Origin of the sequence: Methylobacterium sp. J-072, assembly GCF_022829425.1 — a bacterium.
Classification (GTDB): Bacteria; Pseudomonadota; Alphaproteobacteria; order Rhizobiales; family Beijerinckiaceae; genus Methylobacterium.
The window spans coordinates 245,176-271,501 of sequence record NZ_JAKSYK010000231.1; the positions used below are offsets into that span (position 1 = coordinate 245,176).

The 26,326-nt window shown below is 70.3% G+C and carries 23 protein-coding genes and 1 other RNA gene; 14 read left to right on the forward strand and 10 right to left on the reverse strand.

Annotation, left to right across the window (positions count from 1 at the left end):
• Positions 1 to 39: 39 nt before the first annotated feature.
• Positions 40 to 1,278 carry a gephyrin-like molybdotransferase Glp gene (glp, locus tag MKK67_RS32280; RefSeq protein WP_243973276.1) on the reverse strand — a complete coding sequence of 413 codons (1,239 nt, stop codon included), beginning with the start codon at positions 1,276 to 1,278 and terminating at the stop codon, positions 40 to 42.
• Positions 1,279 to 1,437: 159 nt separating this feature from the next.
• Here glp and MKK67_RS32285 point away from each other — a divergent pair, with 159 nt between their 5' ends.
• Positions 1,438 to 2,595 (forward strand): aminotransferase class V-fold PLP-dependent enzyme, encoded by a 1,158-nt coding sequence (locus MKK67_RS32285; protein WP_243973279.1) that lies wholly within the window; start codon positions 1,438 to 1,440, stop codon positions 2,593 to 2,595.
• Between the two features lie 145 nt (positions 2,596 to 2,740).
• On the forward strand, positions 2,741 to 4,033 hold the full coding sequence (locus MKK67_RS32290; protein WP_243973280.1) for a hypothetical protein: 1,293 nt from the start codon (positions 2,741 to 2,743) through the stop codon (positions 4,031 to 4,033).
• Between the two features lie 54 nt (positions 4,034 to 4,087).
• On the opposite strand, the gene MKK67_RS32295 is transcribed toward MKK67_RS32290, so the two are convergent.
• The 3 genes from MKK67_RS32295 to MKK67_RS32305 form a co-directional block, all read right to left on the reverse strand.
• Positions 4,088 to 5,212 carry a GNAT family N-acetyltransferase gene (locus MKK67_RS32295; protein WP_243973281.1) on the reverse strand — a complete coding sequence of 375 codons (1,125 nt, stop codon included), beginning with the start codon at positions 5,210 to 5,212 and terminating at the stop codon, positions 4,088 to 4,090.
• Between the two features lie 3 nt (positions 5,213 to 5,215).
• Positions 5,216 to 6,205 carry a sterol desaturase family protein gene (locus MKK67_RS32300; protein WP_243973283.1) on the reverse strand — a complete coding sequence of 330 codons (990 nt, stop codon included), beginning with the start codon at positions 6,203 to 6,205 and terminating at the stop codon, positions 5,216 to 5,218.
• Positions 6,206 to 6,467: 262 nt separating this feature from the next.
• On the reverse strand, positions 6,468 to 7,823 hold the full coding sequence (locus MKK67_RS32305; protein WP_409568468.1) for a glycosyltransferase family 4 protein: 1,356 nt from the start codon (positions 7,821 to 7,823) through the stop codon (positions 6,468 to 6,470).
• 108 nt (positions 7,824 to 7,931) lie between these two features.
• Between MKK67_RS32305 and MKK67_RS32310 the strand changes: the two genes are divergently transcribed.
• Positions 7,932 to 9,113 carry a DUF1972 domain-containing protein gene (locus MKK67_RS32310; RefSeq protein ID WP_243973285.1) on the forward strand — a complete coding sequence of 394 codons (1,182 nt, stop codon included), beginning with the start codon at positions 7,932 to 7,934 and terminating at the stop codon, positions 9,111 to 9,113.
• Positions 9,110 to 10,354: a glycoside hydrolase family 5 protein gene (locus MKK67_RS32315; RefSeq protein ID WP_243973287.1), complete on the forward strand. Its 1,245-nt coding sequence runs from the start codon at positions 9,110 to 9,112 to the stop codon at positions 10,352 to 10,354. Before MKK67_RS32310 ends, MKK67_RS32315 begins: the two co-directional genes overlap by 4 nt.
• A gap of 215 nt (positions 10,355 to 10,569) precedes the next feature.
• Here MKK67_RS32315 and MKK67_RS32320 read toward each other — a convergent pair whose 3' ends face one another.
• The gene (locus MKK67_RS32320; RefSeq protein WP_243973289.1) at positions 10,570 to 11,865 is read right to left on the reverse strand and encodes a VpsF family polysaccharide biosynthesis protein; all 1,296 of its coding nucleotides are present in this window, start codon (positions 11,863 to 11,865) and stop codon (positions 10,570 to 10,572) included.
• The gene (locus MKK67_RS32325) at positions 11,862 to 13,967 is read right to left on the reverse strand and encodes a GumC family protein (RefSeq protein ID WP_243973290.1); all 2,106 of its coding nucleotides are present in this window, start codon (positions 13,965 to 13,967) and stop codon (positions 11,862 to 11,864) included. Before MKK67_RS32325 ends, MKK67_RS32320 begins: the two co-directional genes overlap by 4 nt.
• Positions 13,968 to 14,223: 256 nt before the next feature.
• Here MKK67_RS32325 and MKK67_RS32330 point away from each other — a divergent pair, with 256 nt between their 5' ends.
• The 5 genes from MKK67_RS32330 to MKK67_RS32350 all read left to right on the forward strand — a co-directional run bounded on the left by MKK67_RS32330 (position 14,224) and on the right by MKK67_RS32350 (position 17,899).
• On the forward strand, positions 14,224 to 15,735 hold the full coding sequence (locus MKK67_RS32330) for a formyl transferase (protein ID WP_243973291.1): 1,512 nt from the start codon (positions 14,224 to 14,226) through the stop codon (positions 15,733 to 15,735).
• A 228-nt stretch (positions 15,736 to 15,963) separates the two neighbouring features.
• A complete protein-coding gene (locus MKK67_RS32335) occupies positions 15,964 to 16,212 on the forward strand; it encodes a hypothetical protein (RefSeq protein ID WP_243973292.1) in 249 nt (82 codons plus the stop codon).
• Between the two features lie 101 nt (positions 16,213 to 16,313).
• A non-coding RNA gene (gene ssrS / locus MKK67_RS32340) (6S RNA) lies at positions 16,314 to 16,470 on the forward strand.
• Entirely contained in the window at positions 16,460 to 17,077 is a 618-nt protein-coding gene (locus tag MKK67_RS32345; protein WP_243973293.1) for a 5-formyltetrahydrofolate cyclo-ligase, read from the forward strand. The genes ssrS and MKK67_RS32345 overlap by 11 nt, the downstream gene beginning before the upstream one ends.
• A gap of 3 nt (positions 17,078 to 17,080) precedes the next feature.
• A complete protein-coding gene (locus MKK67_RS32350; RefSeq protein WP_243973294.1) occupies positions 17,081 to 17,899 on the forward strand; it encodes a TIGR00282 family metallophosphoesterase in 819 nt (272 codons plus the stop codon).
• A 615-nt stretch (positions 17,900 to 18,514) separates the two neighbouring features.
• Here the strand turns inward: MKK67_RS32350 and mtaB are convergent.
• Together mtaB and dapF are read right to left on the reverse strand one after the other, a co-directional pair.
• Positions 18,515 to 19,741: a tRNA (N(6)-L-threonylcarbamoyladenosine(37)-C(2))-methylthiotransferase MtaB gene (gene mtaB / locus MKK67_RS32355; protein WP_243973296.1), complete on the reverse strand. Its 1,227-nt coding sequence runs from the start codon at positions 19,739 to 19,741 to the stop codon at positions 18,515 to 18,517.
• Positions 19,741 to 20,628 (reverse strand): diaminopimelate epimerase, encoded by an 888-nt coding sequence (dapF, locus tag MKK67_RS32360; RefSeq protein ID WP_243973298.1) that lies wholly within the window; start codon positions 20,626 to 20,628, stop codon positions 19,741 to 19,743. Before dapF ends, mtaB begins: the two co-directional genes overlap by 1 nt.
• Before the next feature lie 198 nt (positions 20,629 to 20,826).
• Between dapF and MKK67_RS32365 the strand changes: the two genes are divergently transcribed.
• The gene (locus MKK67_RS32365; RefSeq protein WP_243973300.1) at positions 20,827 to 21,570 is read left to right on the forward strand and encodes a GyrI-like domain-containing protein; all 744 of its coding nucleotides are present in this window, start codon (positions 20,827 to 20,829) and stop codon (positions 21,568 to 21,570) included.
• 132 nt (positions 21,571 to 21,702) lie between these two features.
• Here the strand turns inward: MKK67_RS32365 and MKK67_RS32370 are convergent, their stop codons facing one another.
• Positions 21,703 to 21,966, reverse strand: a complete 264-nt coding sequence (locus MKK67_RS32370) for a hypothetical protein (protein WP_243973302.1) — start codon at positions 21,964 to 21,966, stop codon at positions 21,703 to 21,705.
• Here MKK67_RS32370 and nth point away from each other — a divergent pair.
• From nth to tam, 4 genes are all read left to right on the forward strand, one after another.
• Positions 21,965 to 22,726, forward strand: a complete 762-nt coding sequence (nth, locus tag MKK67_RS32375; RefSeq protein WP_243973304.1) for an endonuclease III domain-containing protein — start codon at positions 21,965 to 21,967, stop codon at positions 22,724 to 22,726. The genes MKK67_RS32370 and nth overlap by 2 nt on opposite strands.
• Before the next feature lie 93 nt (positions 22,727 to 22,819).
• Positions 22,820 to 23,884, forward strand: a complete 1,065-nt coding sequence (trpS, locus tag MKK67_RS32380) for a tryptophan--tRNA ligase (protein WP_243973307.1) — start codon at positions 22,820 to 22,822, stop codon at positions 23,882 to 23,884.
• Complete coding sequence (locus tag MKK67_RS32385; protein WP_243973309.1) at positions 23,881 to 24,582, forward strand: haloacid dehalogenase type II; 702 nt, start codon at positions 23,881 to 23,883, stop codon at positions 24,580 to 24,582. The genes trpS and MKK67_RS32385 overlap by 4 nt, the downstream gene beginning before the upstream one ends.
• 24 nt (positions 24,583 to 24,606) lie before the next feature.
• On the forward strand, positions 24,607 to 25,389 hold the full coding sequence (gene tam, locus MKK67_RS32390) for a trans-aconitate 2-methyltransferase (protein WP_243973311.1): 783 nt from the start codon (positions 24,607 to 24,609) through the stop codon (positions 25,387 to 25,389).
• Positions 25,390 to 25,564: 175 nt separating this feature from the next.
• Here the strand turns inward: tam and MKK67_RS32395 are convergent, their stop codons facing one another.
• Positions 25,565 to 26,218, reverse strand: a complete 654-nt coding sequence (locus MKK67_RS32395) for a pyridoxamine 5'-phosphate oxidase family protein (RefSeq protein ID WP_243973313.1) — start codon at positions 26,216 to 26,218, stop codon at positions 25,565 to 25,567.
• Positions 26,219 to 26,326: the final 108 nt, after the last annotated feature.

Consider the following 26,326-nt stretch of genomic DNA (forward strand, 5'->3'; position numbering starts at 1 on the left):
GGCCTGACGCTCTACAGAGTCACGGGCGGGAACAACAGTTCACCCCAGATCCCCATGCGACCGGTACGGCAGGGCATCGCCCACGCTGATCGCAGTCAGATCCTCGGCCAGTTCCACCAGCCCGTCGCTGGCCGACAGGCCGGACAGGGCACCTCCCGGCACAGGCACCGCTTCCGGCGTGCCGTCGGTGCCGGCTCGGAGACGGACGCGCAGGTACTCGCGCCGGCCTGAGCGCTTCTCCTGAGCGAAGCCGCTGCGCACCGTCAGCGTCGGCGCCGCGTCGCGCGCGCCCGACAGGTGCAGCACCAGCGGACGGAGGACGGCCAGAGCGGTCACGTAGGCGGCGGCCGGATTGCCGGGCAGGCCCGCGAACGGCGTGCCCGCCACGGTGCCCAAGGCCACCGGCCGACCGGGCTTGATGGCCAGCCGCCAGAAGGTCAGCGCACCCGATGCCTCGACGGCGGCGCGGACGTGATCCTCCTCGCCCACCGAGACGCCCCCGGAGGTCAGGATCAGGTCGTGATCGGCGGCCGCGGCTTCGAGGCGTTGCCGCAGGGGACCGGGCGCGTCGCGCAGGATGCCGAGGTCGACAGGTTCGGCGCCGAGCCTGCGCAGCAGGGCGGCGAGCATCGGCCGGTTGGCGTCGTGGATGCCGGCGGGCGGCAGGGGCTGGCCGGGCTGGGTCAACTCGTCGCCGGTCGAGAACAGCGCCACCTTGAGCGGCGCGCGCAGGCGCAGCTCGGGCAGGCCGAGCGCCGCCGCGAGCGCGAGGTGGCGCGGACCCAGCCTCGTGCCGGCCGGGATCGCGCGGTTGCCGCGTGCCACATCCTCGCCGGCCCGGCGGCGGTTGGAACCCTGGGTGAGGCCGGCGGGCAGGATGACGGCCTCGCCGTCGGTCCGCACGTCCTCCTGCATCGCCACCGTGTCGGTGCCCGGCGGCATCGGCGCCCCGGTGAAGATCCGCACCGCGAAGCCCGACCCGGGATCGGCCGGCGCGTGACCGGCCGGGACGCGGCCGCCGAGCGGGAGGCGTGTCTCGCCCGTCGGTGCGAGATCGCCGGCCCCGACCGCGTAGCCGTCGACGGCCGAATTATCGAACGGCGGCAGGTCGATCGGGGCGATCAGATCCTCCGCCAGGACGCGGCCGTCGGCCCGATCGATCGCGACCGATTCGATCCCCGACAGGACCGGCAGCCGCGCGCGCAGCAGGGCCACCGCGTCGGCGACCCGCATCGGCGCGGGCGCCACGTCGAAGCAGTCGCGGCTTAGGCGTCCCATCGGGACGCGATGGCGGTCTTGGACATGACGATCTTGGACAAGGAGCGGGTCGGCACGGGTGCCTCGCGGGCTGTGGCCTGTCGGCTTGCGGCATCGGGGCTAAGCGATCAAGCCCGGACCTTGGCGGCGGCGTGGGTGATCCTCTACCCTCGCCCAATCATGCCAGATGTCGAAGCGATTCCCTGCCAACGCCACCTGTTCGAGGTGCCGGCGGATGTCAGCTACCTGGATGCGGCGGCCTGGTCGCCGCTGCCCCGCGCGGTCCGGGCGGCCGGCGAGGCCGGCATCCTGATGAAGAGCCAGCCCTGGACCTATCCCCGAACGGCGATACCGGCCCTCGCCGAGCGGACCCGCGAAGCCGCGGCCCGGCTGATCGGAGCGGGCGACGACGACGTCGCGATCGTGGGCTCCGTGAGCCACGCCATGGCGATCGCGGCGCGCAACCTCGCCCCCGCATCGGGCGCACGTCTCCTACGGGTGGCGGACGAGTTCCCGTCCCTGCGCTACGCCTTCGACCGGCTGGCGGCCGCCCACGATCTCTCCGTCGAGGAGGTCGCCCGGCCGCCGGACGGTGACTGGACCACCGCTCTGCTGGAGGCGATCCGGCGCCCCGGCGCGCCGCCCCTCGCCATCGCGACCCTGACGCCCCTGCATTGGACCGATGGCGTACTGATCGACCTCGACCGGCTCGCGCCGGCGGTGCACGAAGCCGGTGCCGCCCTGGTGATCGACGCGACGCAGGCCGTCGGCGCGATGCCGGTGGACGTGGCCCGCTGGCGGCCCGATTTCCTCGCCTTCCCGACCTACAAATGGGCGCTCGGTCCCTACGGCGTCGCGTTCCTGTACGCCGCGCCGCGTCGGCAGGACGGGGTGCCGATCGAGGAGCATACCGGGAACCGCTCATCCGCGGTGGGGGCTCGGCGCTACGATCGGGGCGAGCTGAACGATCCCGTCTCCCTCTCGATGGCCGCAACCGGCCTGGAGCTGATCGCCGAACTGGGCGTCCCGTCTATCGCGGCGCGACTGCGTGGGCTCACCGACCGCCTGGCTGGTGGCGTCGCGGAGCTAGGCCTCGCCGTTGCGCCGCGCCATCTGCGAACGGGCCACGTCGTCGGCGCGCGTGCGCCTGGGGGACTGCCTAAAAACCTGGCAAATCGCTTGCAGGCGGCAAACGTATTCGCGAGCGAGCGGTCGGGGGCGCTGCGCCTGAGCCCCCATGTCTGGGCCGACGAGGCCGATATTACGCGCTGTCTCGCCGCACTCGGACGGGTTCTCGGTGACGCGGGCGGACACCGAACGGAAGCACACGATCGATAGTTTCCGTCTGTCCATCGGGCGAATGCGGATGCCGCGGCGGGCACCGCCCCTAGATCATCGTTTCGAAGCGCGGCCGTCGTTCTTGGGACGCGGCCACCCCATCATGTTGCCGAGATTCATGCCGCGTTCCGGTGAGACCTTTCCCATGCCGGTCCGCAGCCTGCGCCTCGCCGCGACGGTCCGCGCCGGCCTGTCCGGACGCTTCGCCGTCATCCTGTCCGGCGAGCTGATCCAGAGCCTTTTCCACTTCGCGCTGAACATCCTGCTGGTGCGCGAGCTGGGGGCGCACGATTACGGGCTGTTCGCGATCGTGTTCACGGTCGGGGCGGTCGGCATCACCTATATCCGCGCCCTGGTGGCGGTGCCGGCGACGCTCCACCTCGCCCGGAGCCTCGGCCGGCCGGCGGCGCTCGGCTACGACGTGATGTTCGGCTCCGGCGCGGCCCTGGTCTCCGTGCTGATGGCGCTCGCCACCAGTGTGGCGCTCGTGCCGGTGATCGGCCTCGGCGCTCTGGCGGCCGGGGCCTTCGTGGGCCTCTACGGCTTCCGAAGCTACCTGCGGATCGTGCTGCTGGCCCGCGGACGGCCGCGGATCGCGGGCCTGAGCGACCTCGTCTACGCGATCTGCGGCAGCCTGTTCGTCTGGTGGGGGCTGAACGGCGAGGGCACGGCTTTGCTCGACCGGGCGTTCCTGGCGATCGCCCTGGCGCATGCCATCGCCATCGCGGTGGCCTACGGGGCTCTGCGCCAGCGCCTGCGGATCTCGCTCCATCCCCGGGCGCGGGCGCGCTACCGGGCGATCTGGCGGACCCTGGCCTGGTCGCTCGCGGGCGTTACCAGCCTCACCGTGCAGGGTCAGGGCCTGACACTCCTGTTCGCCCTGCTGGCCGGGCCGGCCGCCTACGCGCCGATCGCCGCGACGTTGGTGCTCTATGCGCCGCTGCGCATCCCCACGAGCGCGCTGATGAACATGGTCCTGCCCGAGATCAGCGGCCTGCTGGCCGCCGGGCAGGTCCAGGCCGCTCGGCGGCTGGTGATGCGCCATGTCCTGCTGATCGCCTGCGCGTGCCTCGTCTACGGGCTGGTGATGGCCGCGACCCTGCCGCTGATCGAGGACGTGCTGTTCAAGGGGCGCTTTGCCGGCGAGGCCATGGGCTGGATCGGGCTCGGCGTCTGGGCTGTCGTGACGACGTCGCTGCTCTACGCGATCCCGCGCGCCTATCTCGAAGCCTCCGCGGCCTTCCGGACGATCACGGCCGGTGCGGTTGCGAGCGGCGCGCTCGGCTTCGCCCTCATGGTGCCGCTTCTTCTGACACTGCCGCCGGCGACTGCGCTACTCGGGCTCCTGGCCTCGGAGATCGCGACGCTCGCGTGGTCGGTGGGGGCGTTTCGCCGCTTGGCGGGGAAGCCGCGGATTGTGGTCGAGGAACTGTCCTAGCGCGGCTGGCGAAGCCTCTGCTGCGAGGCCTCTCCCGGAAACTGGTTTAGCCCGTCAGGCCGCAGTCTCGGTGACCGGCGCCTGCGCGGCTTCAGGCTTGCCGAAGCGCTGCTTCAGGGCATGCCTGGTACGATCGACCAGATGCGCCGCCGCGCCCTGTGGGGTGCGCCCGCCCATCATCGAGGCGAGGGTCAGGCTCTCGGTGCCGAATCGGCCCTTGAAGCCCTCGTCGCCGCACAGGAAGTCGACCGTGTGCAGTCCGCGGTCGATCGACCACATGATGTAGTCCATCATCAGCACCATCCCGGGCGAGCCGCGCTCGAAGGCCGGATCGTAGGTGGTGACGAAGGCCATCATCGTGCCGGCCTGGACGAAGTTGATCGAGACCGCGACGAGGGCGCCGCCGCATTCGAGCACGAAGGCGTGGAGCAGCCCCGTGTCCTGCAGCACCCGGACCATCGCGGGCAGGGCCTGCGAGCCTTCGTCGTAGAAGGCGGTGGACGGCAGGTTATGGGTCGCGAGCCAGGCGCGCTTGAACTGGGTGAGCCTTTCCAGCACCGGGCCGAGCGGCTCGTCGGGTCCGAGTAGCCGGAAGGTCAGCGGGCCGTGCTCGCCCATGGATTTCTGGCCGCGGCGGTAATTCTGGCGGGTCTTCTTCGACTGCGCGTCGAACCAGGCCTGCCCGGTCGGCCAGGGGCCGCGCACCCGCCAGTTCGCCTCGTCGCGGTGGTTGAGGCGCAGCCGGGTGCCCCCAGAAATGGGTGTGAGCAAGGCCCGCGCGGCGGCGTCGGGCAGGAGCCGGTTCAGATAGGCGAGGTCGAAGCCGCCGGCCCGGCTGGCCTGCTGCCACATCCGCCGGACGAGGCCGGCATTCGTGCGGTCCGCCAGCACGGCGTCGCCGAAATCGGAGCAGTCCTTGGCGGCCCATTCGAGCACGCGGAACCCTTTGCGCCGCACGGTGGCCAGCGGCAGGATGCCGACCAGGGTATCGCCGCGCCAAGACAGCACGATCGCCAGCGCCCTGCGCTCGCGGTCGGGGGCACTGGCCCACCAGGCCGAGATCCAGGCATGGCTCTGGAAGACCAGGGCGCCGCTGCGCCGCCACAACTCGGTCCAGGCCGGTCCGACGGCTTCCAGCCGCTCGGCGGTGCGGACGATCTCGAAGCGTTCCGGAGACATGGGTCAGGCGCCCGAGCGAGGCTGAGCGGGGATCCCGCGCAGGCGCCGAACCTGCCGCGCGATCCGCCGGCCCATCTTCTTCAGGGGCAGGAAGTAGAGCCCCGAGAGGGATTGATAATCGGCGACATCCCGATCGACGAGCCCAAAGGTAAAATCCTCGTTCGGATCCGGGACGTGCAGGGTCCCGAACAGGCGGTCCCAGAACGAAAACAGCAGCCCGAAATTCTTGTCGTAGTGCTGCGGCGCCGTCGAGTGGTGGAGCTGGTGCCAGTGCGGGCAGAGGATCACCGCGTTAAGCCGCCCGAACGAGATCTTGAAATGCGTGTGGCGCACGAAATCCATCATCAGGATGTTGCGCATGATGTAGACGTTGATCCCGAACACCGTCAGCTCGACCGGGTTCAGCGCGACCAGGCTCCAGATCCCGAAGCAGATCCCGGGGATCACCCCGTCCCAGGCGCGGTTCATCAGCTCGTCGAGGGGGTGGACCCGGTCCTTGGTGATGCCGACCATCACCTCGGCCGAGTGATGGACCTTATGCAGCTCCCACAGGAACGGGTAGCGGTGCTGGGCCGTGTGGTAGAGGTAGTAGGACAGGTCGTAGGCAAGCAGCATGGTGAGGGTGAACAGCACCACGGTCACCGGCCCGGGCGAACCGAAGACCGGTTGGTCGATGCCGAGAATCGTGCCCAGGACCCAGTTGGTCGCGTAGCCGACCGCCACCACGAAGGTCACCCCAGCCGGGATCAGCAGGAACGGCATGATCGCCTTACGGGTGACATAGAACAGCAGGTCGGCCCGGGCGGAGGGGTGGGTCATCACCTCGTGCGTCAGCACGAACTCGAAGAACTCGGCGAACGCGTAGCGCTCGGCGGTGCGCAGGTAGGCGATCAGGGCGCAGCCAAACGCGGTCGCGAACAGCAGGCCGGCGGCGACCAGGTTCTCGGCCGAGACCCGGTCGATGATCTGCGTGATGAACCCGACGACATCCATGACGAGGCGTTCCCCTCCGCCGGACCGGCTTGCGCGCCGGCGGTGACCGCCGGACTACCCTGAGACGCCCAACGCACGCGGTGCGCCCCGCCCTAACCCGGCGCGACGATACCCGCCGAACCGCCAGCGTCCAGTACGGCGAGCATTATCGTCGACCGGTACTTACTGAATTTGACGGCACCGGTATTTGTCCACCGAAGATCGGCGGCGGACGAAGTCCGGTCCCTGGACCGCGGCTAGGCACAGACCGGACGCGCTCCGGTCAGGCCGTCGGACGCGCGGTCCGTTCCGCCGTCACCGCCGCGTCGGTATTGCGAGGCCCGCGCAGAATCGCCCGGACCATGGCGTCGATCCCTTCGGCGGCGGAGGCCTCCGAGAACAGGGTCTCGTAGCGCGTCCGGGCCGCCTGGCCGAAGCCGCGCCAGCTCGCCGGATCGGTGGCGATGCGGGCGAGCAATGCGGCGATCGGCTCCGGGCCGCCGGGGGGCACGATCCAGCCGGTCCTGCCGTCGGCCACGACCTCCGGGAGGCCGCCGATATCGGTGACCAGCGGCGGCACGCCGTAGGACATCGCCTCGATCGCCACCCGGCCCAGCGATTCCGGACGCTGCGACGGCATCGTCACCACGTCGGCCCAGCGGTAGAGTTCGGAGGGATCGTCCACGAACGGTTGGAGCGTGACCTGCTTCGACAGGCCGGTCTCGGCGATCCGCGCAGACAGAGCCTCCTCGCGGGCAGCGTCCTCGAAGGCGCTGCCGACGATCTTCAGTTCGATCCGGCTGCGGATCGCCTCGGGCAGGGAGGCCAAAGCCTCGACCAGCACGTCCTGGCCCTTGATCCGGCTGATTCGGCCGAGCATCAGCACCCGCAGGGGCCGCGTGCCGTCGTAAGGCCGCCCGTTCGGCTCGGCCGGTCCGGCGATGCCGTTATAGACCACGCGGGCCGTTGCCTCCGCGGGCAGCGCGTAGGCGCGCTCGGTGGCGCGGGAATTGAACACCACGTTGGCGCCGCTCCAGCGGATCAGCCCGCGCAGGACCTTCAGCACGGCGCCTTCCGGGATCTCGTGCACGTGCACGATGCTGCGCCCCGGCAGCAGCCGCGCGGCCAGCAGGTAATCCGCCACCACGGTGGTGTTGATGTAGACGAGGTCGCTGTCGCGGAGGCGCCGGAGCGCCCGGGCCACCGCGAAGGGCAGCGCCATCATCCCCAGCGTGGCGAGGCGGGCGAGGTTCTTGCGCCGCAGGATCCACAGGGGCTCGATCACGATGGCGCTGGCATAGGGCTCGAGCGCAGCGACGATCGGGCCGCGCCGGGGCAGGACCACGTCGATCTGCGCCGCCGGATGGGCGGCCCGGATGGTGCGCACCGTCTCGATGAAGCAGCGATCCGACCCGTAGAGCTCGAAGCCCTGGTGCACGCAGGTGATGCGATTGACCGGCGCGCTTCCGTGCGCACGCCCAAAGGCGAACGTGCCCCCCGCCCCGGCGGCTCCCGGTTCGGCGGTGAACGCCTCACGCTGGAGGTTCTGTGCGGTCTCCGGGCCAAAAGCGAACGGATGCGATGCCCCACGGGCGCCAACTGGGCTAGAAGGTGTCGCGAGTATCGAGCTATCTACCATAAGATGAATACTTATCGGGCTATAACAACTGTGAGTTGTATCGCCTGTTTAGGCGACCGTTATTCCTGTCTCCGTACAATATGAGCCGCTAACAAGAAAGGAAGAGCCGTGCCCGTCGATGCGCCCACACTACTTATTCTTGGGACACGCGGGATTCCGGCCGCCCATGGCGGCTTCGAGACTTTCGCCGAACGGCTCGCGCTCTATCTTGCCGGTCGCGGCTGGCGGGTCGGCGTGTATTGCCAAGCGGAGGTCGAGCGGGTGCGGGACCGGGTCTCGACCCGGACCTGGAACGGCATCGACCTGATCACCGTGGAGGTGGCGCTCCGCGGACCGGCCGCGACCTTGGCCTTCGACGCGATCTGCGCGCACGACGCGGCGACGCGGGGCGGCGTCTGCCTGGTGCTCGGCTATAACGGCGCAGCGTTCCTGCCCTACCTGCGGGCGCGCGGCGCCAAGATCCTGACCAACATGGACGGGATCGAGTGGCGCCGGCCGAAATGGCCGCTGCCGGTGCGGGCGTTCTTCTACCTGAGCGAGTGGATCGCGGCGTGGTCATCGCAGCGGCTCGTCGCCGACCACCCGGCCATCGCCGACCACCTCGCCCGCCGCCGCCCGCGCAGCGCCATCGCGACGATTCCCTACGGGGGCGATCCGCCACCGGCGGATCTGGCGCCGCCGCCCCTCGGGCTCGAGCCGGGCCGCTACCTGGTCTCGATCGCCCGCATCGAGCCCGACAACAACATTCTGACGCTCGTCGAGGCGTTCTCACGCAAGCCGAGGGGCATGCGGCTCGTTGTGCTCGGAACGTTGAAGGTCGGTAACGCCTATCACCGCGCACTCGAGGACGCGGCCGGGCTGGAGGTGCTGATGCCGGGGGCGATCTACGATCCCGAGATGGTCCAGAGCCTGCGCGTCCACGCGCGCGCCTATCTCCACGGCCACACGGTCGGCGGCACCAACCCGTCGCTGGTGGAGGCGCTCTGGGCCGGTAACGCCGTGATCGCCCACGACAACCCGTTCAACCGGGGCACGGCCGGCGACGGTCAGTTCTACTTCACCGACGGCGACAGCTGCGCCGCCGCGATCGAGCGGGTCCTCGCCGATGACGACGCGGTGGTTGCCGCTGGTAAAGCGGCGCGCAGGCAGGCCGAGCGTTTCCGTTGGGACGACATCTTGGCCGCCTACGAAGACGAGCTGCGCCGGGTCGGCGGCTATCCGCGGCTTTCGCGGGCGCGACCGAGTGCGGAGGCGAGTCCGGTCCAGGCGACGGCCGGGATCGACGGGTGAGAGCGAGCCGGCGGCAGGTGCTGGCCGGCGGCCTCGCGGTCGCGGGGGCCGGCGCGCTCCCGGCCGCGTCCGGCCCCGAGCCGCTTCCGCTGCGCCGCGGCATCGCCCTGTGGCCGTGGTTCTCGCTCACCACCGAGTTCCCGGAGCCGCGCATCGATTATGCCTGGCCGCCGTTCCAGGCCGACCGCCCCGTGCCGACCAGGGACGACCTGCGCCGCCTCGCCGGCCTGGGCTTCGACTTCGCGCGGCTTCCCCTGGATCCCGGACCGTTCGTGGCCTTCACGGGCACACGCCGCGCCGAGCTCCTCGGCACCCTGTTGAGCGCGATCGACGACGTGCTGGCGACCGGGATGCGCGTCCTCGTCAACGTCCAGGCGAATGCCGCCACGCACCATTACACGCCCGACGCCTTCTACGGCTCAGACCGGGCGCCGCTCTACCCAGCCTATCGCGACCTGATCGCCGAGCTGGCCCGGCTCTGCGTCCGGAAGGGGACCGGCCGTGTGGGTTTAGAGCCGGTCAACGAGCCGCCGCAGGCCTGCGGGGCCGGCGCCTGGAACCGTGTCCAGGCGGGGCTCCTGACCGCCGCTCGGGACGCCGCGCCTGACCTGACTCTCGTGGCGACCGGCGCCTGCGGCAGCCTCGTCTCCGGTCTGACGGCCCTCGACCCGGCATCCTTCACCCGGTTCGCGCCGCTGCTCTACACCTTCCATTTCTATGAGCCGTACCTGTTCTCGCACCAGGGGGCGACCTGGCTCACCGAGGAGCCGTTCTACCGTTGGCTGAATGCCGTGCCCTGGCCGGGCAATCCGGCGCGCCTGCCCGAGACCCTCGCGGCGATCCGCGCCCGCATGGCGGTCGACCGTGCGGTTCCGCAGGCCGAAAAGGCGCGCGACCTCGCCGTGATCGAGGCCAAGCTGCACGAATATGGCGAGGCCGAACCGGGGCCGGCCTACCTGGCGAAGGCGCTGGCCCCGGTCTCGGCCTGGGCCGATCTCTACGGGATCCCGGCCCGGCACGTGCTGATGGGGGAGTTCGGGGCGCTCCGCACCGATGGCCGCTACACGGCCTCCCGGGCCGCGGACCGCGCGGCCTATCTCGGCGACGTGCGGCGCGCGGCGGAACAGGCGGGCTTCGCCTGGTCGTTCTGGAACCTATTCGACGGGCTGGGGCTGATGGACGACGCGCACGCCATCGATCCGGCGCTGGTGGCTGCGCTCGGGCTTGGAGGGCGGAGGTAGGCTGATCGTGGCGGCCGTTTAGGCAAGCCGGTTCGGCGCGGGGTGACTTTTCCCACCCTCCCCCTCACCCTGAGGCGCGAGCGCAGCGAGCCTCGAAGGAGACCTCCAGGGATCGCGCGGCTGGCTGGAATGCTCCTTCGAGGCCTCCGCTTCGCTCCGTCACCTCAGGATGAGGGGGTGAGTGGGAGGAGCCAGGCGTAGGGCCGACCGAGGTGTCAGCCTCGCTCCCGTGCGGCACCCGGCGGAAACAGCACGATCAGCATCATCGCGAACTTCGCGAGCATCGTGGTCTTGCCCGCCAAGCCCTCGAAGGTGTTGACCAGGATCACGAAGGTTAGGATCGGCAGCCAGACGCCGCGCCGGCAGTGGCGAGCGATCTCGGTGAGGTAGAGCCCCACCGCCACGACCAGCAGCGTCGTCACCAGAATGCCGTGGTAGAGCACGTCGGAGACGATGGAGTTCTCGATACCCCATTCGAGGCCGTAGATCCGCCGCAGGGTGCTCACCTGCAGAAGGTCCGGGGCGAGCAGCAATTGCCGGAACGGGATGGCGTCGAAGATCGCCAGCATGTCGACCCGGGCCTGGGCGCTGCCGCCGTCGGAGACGAACCGGCTGAGCAGGGTATCGAAGAACCCCACCGCCGCGAGCACCGCGACCATCACCGGCAGCGCCGTCAGGACGAAGCAGACGCAGGCTGCCCCGATCAGGGGGATCCGGTTGCTCCGCAGGGTCCGGTTGAGGGCGACCAGCCCGACCATCCCACCGAGCGCCAGGGTGGTCACCGTGGCCGACCGGCCGCCGAACGTGACGAGCGCCACGAGCTGCACGGCGATCATTCCGGCCCGGAGCGCCGGACTCAGCCGGCCACCGCCGTTCGCCAGCGCCAGGATGTAGCAGGCGGTGAGCGTCGCGTTGACCAGCGGGTGGCCCTGGAGTGCGGCCGAGCGCGTATCGGTCTCGAACGCCATGCCGTCGAACCGGAACGGGAAGAAGCGCTGGCCGCTGGCGAACTCGAACAGGCCGAGCAGCGCGTTGGCGAGCATCATCAGGTGGAAGACGGTCTCGACCCGCCGCAGGGTCGCGGCGTCACGATCCATGAGCAGGATCGGGATCAGCCCGGCCAGCACGAAGGTGTCGATCGAGCCGGCCAACCCCGTGCCGCCGCGGGCCGCGATCAGCACGAGGAGCAGCACGCCGCAGGTGGCGAGCAGCACGCAGGCCGGCCGGCGGTTGAGCGCCTGGGCCACCGGGATCACCGGATTGCCGGCGCGCAGCATCGTCCAGCCGACCAGTGCGACCGCCATGTAGGTCGCCGGATGGATCTTCGAGGGCGCCGAGCCGCTGATCCCGTCGTAGTTGAGACCGAGCGCCCAGAGCAGGCCGCCCGACACGCCGACCAGCACCAGGGTCAGCAGCACGAAGGCCAGCGACTCCATGCGGGCCAGGCCGGCGCCGGGCCGCGTCAGCGCCGCCTGCCGATGCGCGAAACCCGCGGGCCGCGCCGTGTTCACGCGCTGCGCCGGTCGAGCAGCAGGGAGCCCGAGACCGGCCGGCCCAGGGCCTCGGAGGTGTCGACGAGGTCGATCAGGTCGCGCTGGCGGGTGGCGCCGTTGCAGACGACCAGAAGCAGCCGGTCGGCCGCCGCGGCGATCGGGCCGAGCCGCAGGTTCTCGGAAAGCACACCGCCATCGACGATGACCAGCTCGAACCGGCCTTTCACGCCCGCCAGGAAGCGCTCGATATGGGCAGGCACGAGCGCGTCACGCATCGGCTTCTGGGTATCGCCGAGCCCGATACTCCGGGCGCCGGTCTTCGGATCGACCTGCGTCACCGCGTTGAGGCTCTGCTCGCCGCGCAGGACGTCGAGGAGGCCGGCTGTGCCGGCGCCGTCGGCGCGCAGGTCCGCATCGATCAGCAGCACCCGGTCGCCGCGGGCCACCGCCACCGAGGCGAGCAGCGCGATCACCGACCGGCGCTCGGACGCCTCGGCCTCGCCGGAGGTGACCAGCAGCACCAGCGACCGGCTGCGGGTGCCCGCGTCGCTGGCGAGATGGTCCAGGGTGAAGCGTGCCGCCGCGGTGCTGGCCCCGCCCGGCTGCAGCCCCGGGATTACCGCGACCACGGGGGCGTTCGACAGCCGCTCCAGCTGGCGCGGCGACAGCACCGTCGGCTCCAGGTATTCCCGGGTCAGCGCGAGGCCGGCGCCGAGGCCAAGGCCGCCCGCCAGGGCTGCGGCGACCAGGATCAGCCGCGGCGGCCAGCTCGCATCCTGCGGCGGCCGGGCCGAGGTGATGATCCGGGCGTTCGAGCTGTCGATGGCCGACTGCTCCTTGATCTCGCGGGTGCGGACCAGGAACGTGTTGTAGACGGTGCGGGCCGCCTCGACCTCCCGCTCCAGCTCGCGGAGCTGGACGGAGGATTGGGCGGTCACCGCCGATTGCCGCTGCAGCTTCTCCAGATCGGCGGCAATCGACTTCTCGTTGGCCAGGGCGCGCTGGTACTCGGTCTCGGCCGCGCCGGCGATGCGGTTCAACTCGGCGTCGATCAGCCGGCGGACATCCTGCATCTGCGTGCGTACGGCGGCGATGTAGGGATGGCGCTCGCCGAGATTGGTGCGGAGATCCGCCTCCTTGGCGGTGAGCTCGGCGTACTGGCCGCGCAGCCGGTCGACCGCCGAGGATTGGACCGCTTCCGGCATCGCCCCGGAGCCGATCGCCTGGCCGCGCGCATCCTTGATGCCCTGCAGGCGCGCCTTCGCTTCGGCGGTCCGGCCCCGGGCGGCCACCAGCCGGGCGTTCGAATCCGTGAGCTGCTGCTCGTTCACGAGCCGGCCGCTCGACGCGATCAGGCCGTTGCGGGCCTTGTAATCCTCGAGCTTCTTGTCGGCAGCGTTGACCGCGTTGCGCAGCTCGTCGAGGCGCCCGCGCAGGTCGCCCGAGGCGCGCTTGGCGGCGTCGGAGCGCGCCTCAGTCTGGTCGGCGAGGTACGCGTTGGCGATGGCGTTGACGATCCTGGCCGAGAGGTCCGGATCCACGGTGGTGACGACCACGTCGATCACGAACACCTTGTCGGCGCGCTTGACCGCCAGCTTGCGCCGCAGCTGGTCGAGGGCCCGGCCGCGCGAATCCACCGGCCGCTCGGGCTTGGGGCCGAGCACCATCTCGCGCAGCGACGCGACGGTGCGAGAGATCAGCCCCTCTTGGGCGACACCGAATCCCGACTCGGTCTCCAGATGCGCCTGCGTCACGGCCCGGCCCAGGACCGCGTCCGACTCGATCACCTTCACCTGGCTCTCGACCTGGGCGATGCCGCCATCCGGCGAGAGGGCGCCGGGATTGACGTCGTTCAGCACCACCTGCCGGTCGCGCGGGTCGATCAGGATCTGCGCGGTGGCGGTGTAGAGGGACGGGGTGATCAGGGCATAGGCCAGGACCAGCAGGCCGAGCACCAGGGCGGTGCCCAGCACGGTGCGCTTGCGCCGCCACAGGATGCGCCACAGGTCGCCGAACTCGGCGGTGGTCTCGGGCCGGGTCGGGCCCGGCCGCTCCGGTTGTGCCGAATGGACCGGCGCGAGCCAGGTCGCGACGGCAATGTTACGGTCGATCTGTGCCACGATCGGTCACCATCGTCTCGAACTCGGTCGATCCCTCGCGGGCTCCATCTCCTACTGCAAGAGCCGCGCAGACTGCTGACAATCCCTCAAGACTGCCGAGGGTCGTCGGCTCACGCGCCGATTACTCGGCGTCTGGTAAACGCCCCCAACCAAACGAGGCGGCCTGTAGAGTTATCGTTCCCGTTACCGTTTGGGAATTAGATCGGATCTGCGGCCGTTATCCGGCGGGACATCGCGCTGGGCGGGGGCGCTCATCATGCATGTGAGAGTTCGTCTGGACGGCGCCGAACCGCGCCGTTGGCAGATCGCCCTGCTGCAGCGCATCGCCGAGACCCCCGGCATCCGGGCCGTGAGCGTCGATGCCGCCGCGGCCCCGGACGGGTGGCCCGACAAGATCGAATTGCTGTTCCGGCTGGAGGCGCTGATCCACGGCCTGCCACGGATCGGCTCGGAACGCCTGCCGCCGACCGCCCTCAACCCCTGGCGCCGGCCCGACGCGAAGCCCGATCTGGTGCTCGACCTGTGCGGCGATCTCCCGGCCGCCCCCGCGCTCTGGCACGTGGCCTATGACGGCAGGCTCGGCGACGGGGCCCTGCTGGCGAGTCTGCTCGCCGGGGCGGTCCCGCGGCTGACGCTGATCGAGGCCGGGACCATCCGGGCCGAGGGCCGGCTCGGCACGGACCGTCCGGGCAATCTCCTCGCCGGCGTGGACGACGCGCTGGCGCGGACGGTGACGCTGGTCGTGGCCGCCCTGCGGCGCCGGGCGGCGGGACGGAGCGAGGCGCCCGGCGCAGCCGAGCCTGCGCCGCTCTCCAGCCCCGCGCGAACTCTGTCGGGCGCCGAACTCGGCACCCGGGCCGCGCGGATGCTGGCCGGCGCCGTGGTCCACCGCCTGTACCATCTCTGCTACCGCGCCCCGCACTGGCGCTGCGGCTGGCGCCGCCTCGATGGGCCGGACTTGTTCGACCTCGGACGCCATCCCGAGACCGGCTGGAACACCTTGCCGGATGACGGCCACCGCTTCTACGCCGATCCGTTCCCGCTGGCCTATGCCGGCAGCACGCACGTCTTCGTCGAGGAATTCCCCCACGCGACCGGCAAGGCGATCATCTCCGCCGTCCGGTTCGGCCCGGACGGCCCCGAGGGTACGCCCGTGCCGGTGCTGGAGGAGCCCCATCACCTCTCCTACCCGTTCGTGTTCGAGCGCGACGGCGAGGCCTGGATGGTGCCGGAAAGTTCCGCGTCCGGCACGGTCGATCTCTACCGGGCGACCCGCTACCCCGGCGGCTGGGTGAAGGAGGCGACGCTGCTCTCCGGCGTGGTCGCCAGCGACGCGACGCTGCTGGAGCATGCCGGCCGGTGGTGGATGTTCGCGACCGTGCGCGACGCCGCCCCTGACGCGCCCGCCGGTTCCGGATCCTACCACGATGCGCTCTGCCTCTGGTCCGCCCCGGATTTCCGCGGGCCCTACACGCCGCATCCGGCCAATCCGGTGCTGATCGATCCTGCGACCGCACGGCCCGCCGGGCGCATCGTCGAGCGTGGCGGCCGCCTGATCCGTCCGGTCCAGGATTGTGCGGAGGGCTACGGCCGCGCCCTGGGTCTGGCCCGCATCGACCGCCTCGACCCGGAGGGCTTCGCCCAGACCTTGATCGGCCGCATCCAGCCCGGGCCGGCCTGGTCCGGGAGTCGGCTCCATACCCTGAATGCAGGCGGCGGCATCGAGTGCATCGACGGCTCGGCCCGCGCGCCCCGGATCCGGATCTAACCACCTCGACGCGTGGCCGCTTCCGGAGCCGTCAGGAGCTTCGGCGCCTCGACTTGTCGCCGCGGGATTTCAGCCGCCAAAACGATATCCGGTTGGCCGATCCGCATCCCTATGGTGGATAGCGCAACTTATGCGTGCTTTAATTCATATGGATTAATTGCATAGATTGTATTTTGGTTGGAGAATGTCTGATATCGAGGGCTTCCGAAGCATCGGAGTGGCTGTTTCATGACTGCGAGCGCGACGATCCGGCCCGAAACGCATAGGCGGCGTGCCCTGAACGCCAAGCTCTCGCGGATCGCCGCCGTCATCGGCGTGCCGATCGACGCGTTCTTCGCCGACCCCGCCTCGATGCCGCAGGCCGGCCTGATCGAGCTGATCCGGCTCTGGGACGCGGCGCCGACCGAAACCGTGCGAGCCGAGATCCTGGCCGGCACCCGAGCGGTCGTCGCCGGAGCGGCCGACCGGTCGCGCTGAGAGCGTTTCGCCGAACGAACGCTGCTGAATTGATTCCGGCCATCGATATTTCGCTTCCCCCGGCCCTGGCGGGAGCCCCCCGAGATCGCTACATTGCGGAGGCGGGGCTGCAGAGTTCGTCAGGAGCACTTTCCCCGGGGCCTTATCGACTCCCTCGGGAGCTGTCCCTGGCCTCGTCCCTGGACTTGGCCAACACGGCGCCCACCTACTCTGTAGGTTTCCCGGGATCGATCCTCCAACGGCTCACGTGGCTCCGCACTCTCCTTCTCCTGAAGCCGGCCCCTCCAAGACCGATGCGGCCCTCAAGGCCGAGTTGCGCGGCGCCGCACTCGCCGCCCGCGATGCCCTGGAGCCGCCCGCCCGACAGGCGGCCTCCGCATCGATCGTCCAGGCGCTGCTGGCCCTGTCGGAACTCGCCGCGGCCCGGCTGGTCGGCACCTACTGGCCGATCCGCAGCGAGGTCGATCCGCGTCCCGCCGCCGAGGGCCTGTTGGCCCGCGGCCAGAGGGTCGCCCTGCCGCATGTCACCCCCGAGGGACTGGTCTTCCGGGAATGGCGGGCCGGGGATGCGCTGGTCGCCGGCCGCTTCGGCCTGAGCGAGCCCGATCCGTCGCTGCCGCCAGTGGAGCCCGACGCCCTGATCGTGCCGCTCGCCGCCTTCGACGGCTCGGGCCAGCGCATCGGGTACGGCCGCGGCTACTATGACGGCGCGATCAGCCGCCTGTCCCGCACCCGGCCCGTGCTCACCGTCGGGGTCGGATTCTCCGTGCAACGGGTTGATCGCGTGCCGGCCGAGCCGCATGACCGGCCGCTCCAGTTCGTGATCACCGAATCGGGCGTGACACGGTTCGACAGGAAATCCTGATCCATGCGGCTGCTTTTTCTCGGCGACGTCATCGGTCGCCCGGGCCGTACCGTCGTTTGCGAGCGTCTGCCCAAGCTGCGCGAGCGCTGGCGGCTCGACTGCGTCGTGGTCAACGGCGAGAATTCCGCCGGCGGCTTCGGCATCTCCGAGACGATCTGCGACGAGCTGATCCAGGCCGGCGCCGACGCCGTGACACTCGGCAATCACAGCTTCGACCAGCGCGAGGCCCTGGTGTTCATCGCCCGCCAGCCCCGCCTGGTGCGGCCGGCGAACTACCCGCCGGGCACCCCCGGCCGCGGCGCCACCGTGGTGGAGACGCAGGGCGGCGCCCGGGTTCTGGTGGTCAACGTCATGGGCCGGGTCTTCCTCGACGCCATGGACGACCCGTTCACCGCGGTGGAGCGCGAGATCTCGGCCTGCCCCCTCGGGGCCGCCGCCGACGCTGTTGTCGTGGATGTGCACGCGGAGGCGACCAGCGAGAAGCAGGCCTTCGGCCATTACCTCGACGGTCGCGCCAGCCTCGTGGTCGGCACCCACACCCACACGCCCACGGCCGATCACCGGATCCTGCCCGGCGGCACCGCCTACATGTCGGATGCCGGCATGTGCGGCGATTATGATTCGGTCATCGGCATGCAGAAGGACGAGCCGATCCGTCGGATGATCCAGAAGACACCGGGCTCCCGCTGGGAAGTGGCGGGCGGCGAAGCGACGCTCTGCGGCATCGCGGTGGAGACCCGGCCGGACGGGCTGGCCACCAAGGTCGCGGCGGTGCGCCTCGGGCCGAATCTGGAAGAGAGCCGGCCGCACTTCTGGGATTAGCGAGGCGGGCTTGTGCCTGGTCCAGGAACTTCGGCGGTTCGCATCGGTAGAGTGCAGAGACCCCCGAAGGAATGGATCTCGCCGTGCCTCAGATGTTCGACTGGATTTTCTTCGCCATCATGATCCCATTTCCGGCGTTCCTGGTCTGGGATTACTATCAGCATCGTTAGAGTTTGGATGCCCGGACGGCCGCGATCCTTTTTCGTAGTGCCGGTCCGACGGGTCGTCCTAACCTTGACCTTATCTGAGCTGTGAGCCTACGGGTTACACAGGTTAGAATTTTCATTTTTCCCCAGTACGGAAAGCTCAGTCTTGTTCCTCAAGCGAAGGCTTGACCGATGCCGTCACGCACCGTCATCCCGGGGCCGCGCAGCGGAGCCCGGGATCCAGAGACGCTGACGTGCCAAGCTCTTGCACCGACGGCGTTTCTGGATTCCGGGCTCGCCTGCGGCGCCCCGGAATGACGGCGCGGGTTATCAGGTATGGGGTATCAATTCTCGGGAGATGAGTCTTCCAACCTGTGTAGCCCCTAGGCTGTGAGCGAAGCGAGCCTCGGAGGAGCCTTCGAGGCCTCGCTTCACTCCGTCGCCTCGGAATGCCGTTGTCGGAGAGGCTTCACGCGGCGATCAGCCGAGCGCCATCGTGGTCTGCGATCTTGACCGCGTGAAACGTCCCCGCCTCGAGATCCCCCGCCAACCGCACGGGTGTGAAATCCGCGCTCCGGCCGGTGCCGCCGCGCTCCGCCAGGACCGTCAGCGTCCGTCCCACCTGCCCATCGAGATGCCGGTGCAGGGCATCGGCGCCGGTTGCGCGCAGGCGGGCGGCGCGGTCGCGGACCGCGTCCTGGGCCACCGGGGGCATGCGGGCGGCGGGCGTCCCGGGGCGGGGCGAGTACGGGAAGACGTGCAGATGCGTCAGCCCGCATTCGGCCACGAGGTCCAGGGAGCGGCGGAACTGGTCCTCGGTCTCGGTGGGGAAGCCCGCGATCAGGTCGGCGCCGAACACCACATCAGGGCGTAAGGCTCGGACCGTCTCGCAGAAGCGGATCGCGTCGGCACGGCTGTGCCGGCGCTTCATGCGTTTGAGGATCAGGTCGTCGCCGGACTGGAGGGACAGGTGCAGGTGCGGCATCAGCCGCTCCTCCTCGGCGAGCGCCGCGAGCAGCGCGTCGTCCGCCTCCACCGAGTCGATCGAGGAGACGCGCAGGCGCGCCAGCTCCGGCACGCCCCGCAGGATCGCTCGCACCAGACCCCCGAGGGACAGCGACGGTTCGGGAAGGTCTCGGCCATAGGCCGTGAGATCGACACCGGTGAGAACCACCTCGCGGCCGCCATGGGCCACGATGGCCTCGACCTGCGCAATGACGTCGGCGACCGGCACCGAGCGGGAGGTGCCACGGCCGAACGGGATGATGCAGAAGGTGCAGCGATGGTCGCAGCCGTTCTGCACCGGCACGAACGCCCGTGTATGGCCGGCGACGGACTCGATCCGCGTCGGTGCGATCGTGCGGGCCGCCATCACGGCGCCCGGGCCAGTGCCCGAGGGCGACCAACCCGCGGGGCTCAGCTTCTCGGCATTGCCGACGAGGCGTGCCACCTCCGGCATCGCCGCGTAGGCTTCGGTCTCGACCTCGGCGCCGCAGCCGGTGACGACGATCTCGGTGCCGGGCCGCTCCCGGGCGATCCGCCGGATCGCCTTGCGGGCCTGGCGGCCGGCCTCCTGGGTCACCGCGCAGGTGTTGACCACCACCCGGTCGCGCCCGTCGGCCGCCGCGTGGACACGCAGTGCCTCCGACTCGACCGTGTTGAGCCGGCATCCGAAGGTGAGGGTCTCGACGCCCATCAGGCGGCGCCGGCAAACAGCTCCGGCGCCAGCGTGCCCTCAGCCACGAGCGCGACCGGGCCGGTCATCAGGACATGGTCGTCGGCGCGCCATTCCACGAACAGCTCGCCCCCGGGCAGCCGGACATGGGCCTGCCGTCCGATCATCCGCAGGCGCGAGGCCGCCACCACGGCGGCGCAGGCCGCCGTGCCGCAGGCGAGCGTCAGCCCGGCGCCGCGCTCCCAGACCCGCAGGGTGATCGCCTCGCGCTCAGTCACCTGCGCGATCGAGATGTTGGCGCGCTCCGGAAACAGCGGGTGGTTCTCCAGCATCGGCCCGATCCGGGCGAGGTCGTAGGAGGTGGGATCCCGGTCCACGAAGAACACCGCGTGCGGGTTGCCCATGTTCACGGCGCCCGGCGAGTGCAGGATCGGATCGTCGATCGGGCCGATCTGCAATTCGATCCGCCGCGTGTCGGGGAACGGCTCGGATAGGGGGATCTCATCCCAGGCGAGTTTCGGCCGGCCCATATCGACCGTGAAGGCGCGCTCGGAGACCCGGCGCACGCCGACGCGGCCGGCCGATGTCTCCAGGACCAGCCGTCCGCCCTCGGCGGGCCGGGCCATGGCCGGGTCGTCGAGCATCGCGTAGGCGACGCAGCGGGTGCCGTTGCCGCAAGCACCGGATTCCGAGCCGTCGGTGTTGTAGATCCGCATGAACGCGTCGGTGCCGACGCTCACGGGATCGTGCAGCACCATCAGCTGATCGAAGTGCGAGCCGGGATCCTGCGCGATCGCCCGGGCCTCCTCGGGCCGGACCTTGGCCGTCGAGCCGCGCAGGTCCAGCACCACGATCGCGTTGCCGGCGCCGTGCATCTTCAGGAAGCGTCTATGGGCGAGTGCGCTCATGCAGCCAGAGAGGTTGAGGGGATCGGCCAGCTATATGGCAAAACCCTCCGCCCGACGCGAGGGGGGCCGGCGGCGTGGCAGATGCGCCGCACCCGCGGCTCTCGTGACCCGCGCCCTCGCGGGCAGGCCGGATCGCCACTAGGTTAGCCGGCGGGAGCCCACGCGACGATCCGCCGGGACCCGACCGGAGCGCCACCCGTGATCCGCCTTCGTTCCCTCGTCGCCTTCTCGACCGCGCTGACCCTCGCCGCCGGCGGCCCGCTGGCCGCGCAGCAGCAGCCCGCGCCGCCACCCTCCACCGCGCCGGCGCCCGCCCAGACCAGCCCGCTGCCGACCACCACGGCGCCCAACCCGGTTCCCGACCCGAACAAGAGCGCTGCCCCCGCGCCCCAGCAGGCGATTGCGCCGCCCCCCGCGGGCCAAGCGGCCGTGGGCACGCCCGGTCGCCCGACCCTCATCGAAAAACCCGGCGAGCCCGGCGATGTCGACGAGGTGACCCTGCCGGCCAAGCCGGCTGCGATTATCTCGGGCAAGACCAAGTGGGAGGAGGCCATCGTCAACCTGACGCAGGCCTTCACGCGGATCGAGGCGGATCTCGCCAAGCTCGGCGTCGCGCCCGCGGGCCGGCCACTGGCGGTGTTCACCCGCACCGACGATGACGGATTCGAGTTCGAGGCGATGATCCCGGTGGCCGCAGCCCCGAGCCCGGCGCCCGCCGAAACCGACGGCCTGCGCTTCGGCACGACCCCGTCCGGCAAGGCCCTGCGCTTCCCCCACCGGGGCTCCTACGAGTCGATCGACAGCACCTACGAGACGCTGACGGCCTATCTCGACGCCAAGGACATCGTCGTCCAGGACCGCTTCGTCGAGGAATACGCCACCGACCTCAAGGACGGCACCGACGACAACCTCGACGTGAATATCTTTGCGCTGGTGAAGTAGGCTGCCGGGAGAGCGGTCGCAAAAAGAATTCTTGTTCTCTTCCGCGAACGAGAAGTCGCCGGGCGGGGCAATCATCCGCCCTGTCATCCCGGGCCCCCGAAGCGGAGCCGGGGATCCATAACCGCTGACAACTCACGATCTTGCGCCGTCGGTGGCCCCTTCGGGTCCGGGCTCGCCTGCGGTGCCCCGGAATGACAACGCGACTCGTCCGCTCATCGAAAAATCGCCGCTCGAAGAATAGACTTCGGTGACGCCGCGATCTGCCAGAAAACCCTTCCTTGGCGCGATGATCCAGTAACCACCTGCGAACGTCGCGCCGTCTTGACCGCAGGGACAGATCGCCGCTGTATTGGACGACCCGGAACAGCGGCGGCAGCTCGCGGATTCGTCGTGCATGCCGACCTCCCTCTTTCCGACCACGTCCGCACCGCCGTCGCGCCGCAGGGCCGCCCCGTCACCGGCCGATCCGGCGGTCGCCGACAAGGCGCTCGCCATCCATGCCCGGCTCTGCCCGGTCTATGGCTGCCCGATCCCGTACTTCCACAGCCTCGACCCGGTGAGCGAGCTGGTCTCGTCGCTGCTGTCGCACCGCACCCGCAACGCCGAATCCGGCCGGGCCTTCAAGGCCCTGCGTGCCCGCTTCCCGGATTGGGAGGCGGTGATCGACGCGGCGGTGCCGGAGATCCAGGCGGCGATCGCCGGCGTGACTTGGCCGGAGCTGAAGGCACCGCGGATTCGCGAAGTGCTGGTCGCCGTGCGCGAGCGCTGCGGCAGCCTCGACCTCGCCTTCCTGGCTGACATGGAGGTCGCGGCGGCCCGGGCTTGGCTGGAGGCGATTCCGGGGATCGGCCCCAAGACCAGCGCGGCGGTGCTGTCGTTCTCGACCCTGCGGATGCCAGCCCTGCCGGTGGACAGCCACCACCACCGGGTCGCCCAGCGCCTCGGGCTGATCGGCCCGCGGATCGATGTCGGGCCCTCGCACGCGATCCTGCGCGCGCAGCTGCCTGCCGATTGGAGCGCGCAGGATCTCTACGACAATCACGAGATCCTGATGCTGCACGGCCAGCAGGTCTGCCATCATCGCCGCCCGGCCTGCGGGCGCTGCGTGCTGGTCGATCTCTGCCCGAGCGCGGCCGCGGGCGCGCGGGAGCCGTAAGGGCATCCTTGACCGGTCCGGGCCGCGGGTGCGAGTAACCCCGCGCCCGGCAGGCGCGCAGCCCCGGCTATGTACTGCTCAGGATCGGCGCCGATGGCCGCGTTCACCGAATTGGTCTTCTCGGGCGTCCAGCCCACCGGCAACCTGCATCTCGGCAATTACCTCGGGGCGGTGAAGCGCTTCGTGGAGATGCAGGAGCGCGACGCGCAGTGCCTCTACTGCGTGGTCGACATGCATGCGATCACCGTCTGGCAGGACCCGGAGGCGCTGCGCGGCCAGATCCGCGAGGTCACGGCCGCGTTCCTGGCCGCCGGCATCGATCCGAAGCGCGCGATCGTGTTCAACCAGAGCCAGGTGCCGCAGCACGCCGAGCTCGCCTGGATCTTCAACTGCGTCGCCCGCCTCGGCTGGCTGAACCGCATGACCCAGTTCAAGGAAAAGGCCGGCAAGGACCGGGAGAACGCCTCGATCGGGCTCTACGACTACCCGGTGCTGATGGCGGCCGACATCCTAGCCTACCGCGCCACACACGTCCCCGTGGGCGAGGACCAGAAGCAGCACCTCGAGCTGACCCGGGACATCGCCCAGAAGTTCAACACCGATTTCTCGGGCTCGATCGCGGCGCACGGCCACGGCGAGGCGTTTTTCCCGATGACCGAACCACTGATCGGCGGGCCGGCTGCGCGGGTCATGTCGCTGCGGGACGGCTCGAAGAAGATGTCGAAGTCGGATCCGTCCGACAACGCCCGCATCAACCTCACCGACGAGGCCGACGCTATCGCCCAGAAGATCCGGCGGGCGAAGACGGATTCCGAGCCGCTGCCCTCCGAGATCGCGGGGCTCAAGGAGCGGCCGGAGGCGGACAACTTGGTCGGGATCTACGCGGCGCTCGCCGGCATCACCCGCGAGGAGGTGCTGCGCGATTTCGGCGGGGCGCAGTTCTCGACCTTCAAGCCGGCTTTGGCCGACCTCGCGGTGGCGAGCCTCGCGCCGATCGCCGGGGAGATGCGCCGTCTGACCGCCGATCCAGGCCATATCGACGCCGTGCTGGCCGACGGCGCCGGGCGGGCCGAGACGATTGCGGCCCAGACCCTCGATGCGGTCAAGGACATCGTCGGCTTCGTGCGCCGGAGCCCGAACCTCCAGGCGGTGCGGTGACGGTCCGGGCGCTCGTCTTCGATGTCTTTGGGACGCTCGTCGACTGGCGCTCCGGGGTCGCCCGGGAGGCCGCGCGTTTGCTCGCCGCCTACGCGCCATCGCTCGATGCCGGCGCCTTCGCGGATGCCTGGCGCGGCCGCTACAGCCCCTCGATGGAGACCGTGCGCTCCGGCGCGCGGCCCTTCGTCGATCTCGACACCCTGCAGACGGAATCCCTGCCCGACGTGCTGGTGCAGTTCGGCATCGCCGGCGTGCCCGAGGACGTGCGGCGGGAGTTGGTCCAGGCCTGGCACCGGCTCGACGCCTGGCCCGAGGTTCCGGAGGCGATGCGCCGGCTGCGGGAGCGTCACCTCCTGGCGCCCAACTCCAACGGCCATGTCCGGCTGATGGCGGACCTCGCCCGGCGCAACGGCTTCCTCTTCGACGCGATCCTGGGCGCCGGCTATTCCCGCGACTACAAGCCGAAGCCCGCCCTCTACCGCGACGCGGTGGCGGCCTTCGGCTTCACCCCGGCGGAGACCCTGATGGTCGCCGCCCATTCGAACGATCTCGCGGTGGCGGCCAGCCACGGCCTGTCCACCGCCCACATCGCCCGGCCGCACGAGCACGGGCCGGCCGGCGGCGAGACTGCGCCCAGCGTCCCGGTCACCTACGCGGCCCGGGACCTGGCGGATCTGGCCGACCAGCTCGGCTGCTGACGACGGAGCGATAGGGGGAACACGATGGCCGATTGGAACCCCGCCCTCTACACCCGCTTCGAGGACGAGCGCACCCGCCCGGCGGCCGAGCTCCTGGCCCGCGTGCCGCTTACAGAGCCGCGCCTCGTCTACGACCTCGGCTGCGGCCCCGGCAATTCCACGGCCCTGATCGCGGCGCGCTTCCCCGAGGCCGAGGTGGTAGGCCTCGACACCTCGCCCGCCATGCTGGAGAGCGCCCGGACCCGCCTGCCCGACCTCGCCTTCGCGCTGGCCGACGCCGCGACCTGGGTACCGGAGCGGGCGCCGGACCTGATCTACGCCAATGCCGTGCTGCAATGGCTGCCGGACCATCCGGTGCTGCTGCCCCGGCTGTTCGGCCTGCTGGCGCCCGGCGGCGTGCTGGCGGTGCAGATGCCCGACAACCTCGCCGAGCCCTCGCACCGCTTGATGCGCGAGACCGCGTCCGCCGGCCCCTGGGCCGGGGCGATCGGCGATCCGGCTGTTGCCGGGCGTCTCGGGCGGATGCTGGAGCCGGCCGGCTATTACGACCTGCTGGCCCCGCTGGCCGCCGACGTGGATGTCTGGCGCACGGCCTATCACCACCCGATGGCGGATGCCGCCGCCATCGTCGCCTGGGTCAGCGCCACGGGACTGCGCCCGTTCCTCGACCCGCTGGACCCGGACCAGACGGCCGGGTTCCTGGCCGCCTACGAGGCCGCGATCGACGTCGGCTACCCGCCGCGCAGCGACGGGCGGCGCCTGCTCGCCTTCCCGCGGGTGTTCATCGTCGCCCGCAAGGGTGGGTAAAGGCCCCGATTTCGGCGAGCACGGCTGACATCGCGCGCTTCATCGGATCGTCCCGGACCGTCATTGCGCGCATCGCCCAGCAACCCAGCGACACGCCCCTTCCGGGGATCGTGCGCAGCCCTGGGTTGCTTCGCTCACGCTCGCAATGACGGTGAGCCGTGCGTGGAGTGTTCGTTCAAGCCTCGCCGCGGGCGACGAGCGCCTCGTACTCGGCCACCTCGAGCTTGCCCTCCTGGGCGACCCGGGCCTTGTCCTCATCGCTGATCACGTCGCCGGCGAGGTCGAGGCGCTTCCAGGAGGCGAGCGGGGTCTCGCGGCCGGGGGTCGGGACGTACTTGTTCTGCTCGAGCTTCTGGTACTTGTGGATGTAGCGCGGGCAGTTGACCCAGATCTTCTTCACCGCGACCTTCACCAGGTACTTGGCCTCGGTGTATTCGGCCATCAGGGCGTCGTCGCGCAGCAGTGTGGCGTGGCCCTGGACGCGGATCCGGTGCGGCGTCTCGAAATCGATGAACAGCAGGCCGACCTTGGCCTGACCCTCGATGTTGCCCATCGAATAGAACATGCCGTTGCCGTCAAAACCCGGGAACGCGAGGGTGTTCTCGTCGAGCACCTTCACCAGGCCCGGGGGCCCGCCCTTGTACGAGACGGTCGGCATCCCGTCGGGATCGACCGTGGACAGGAAGAACATGTCCCGGGAGCCGATGAAGGCGCCCTCGTCCGGCCGGATGCTGTCATGGACCCAATCCTCGTCCAGGCGCACGGCGAGCTTGGTGGTGCCGAACTCGGTTTGCAACGCCCGGTGGGCGTCCGAATAGAGCGATGCCATGGCGTGTCCTCTCCAACCCTCACCGGTCCTCATGCAGACGGGACCGCTGAGGCGTTTATCGCCGGGAATGCCCGCGTTCGGCAACCGGGAATAGAAAAGGCCGGCCTC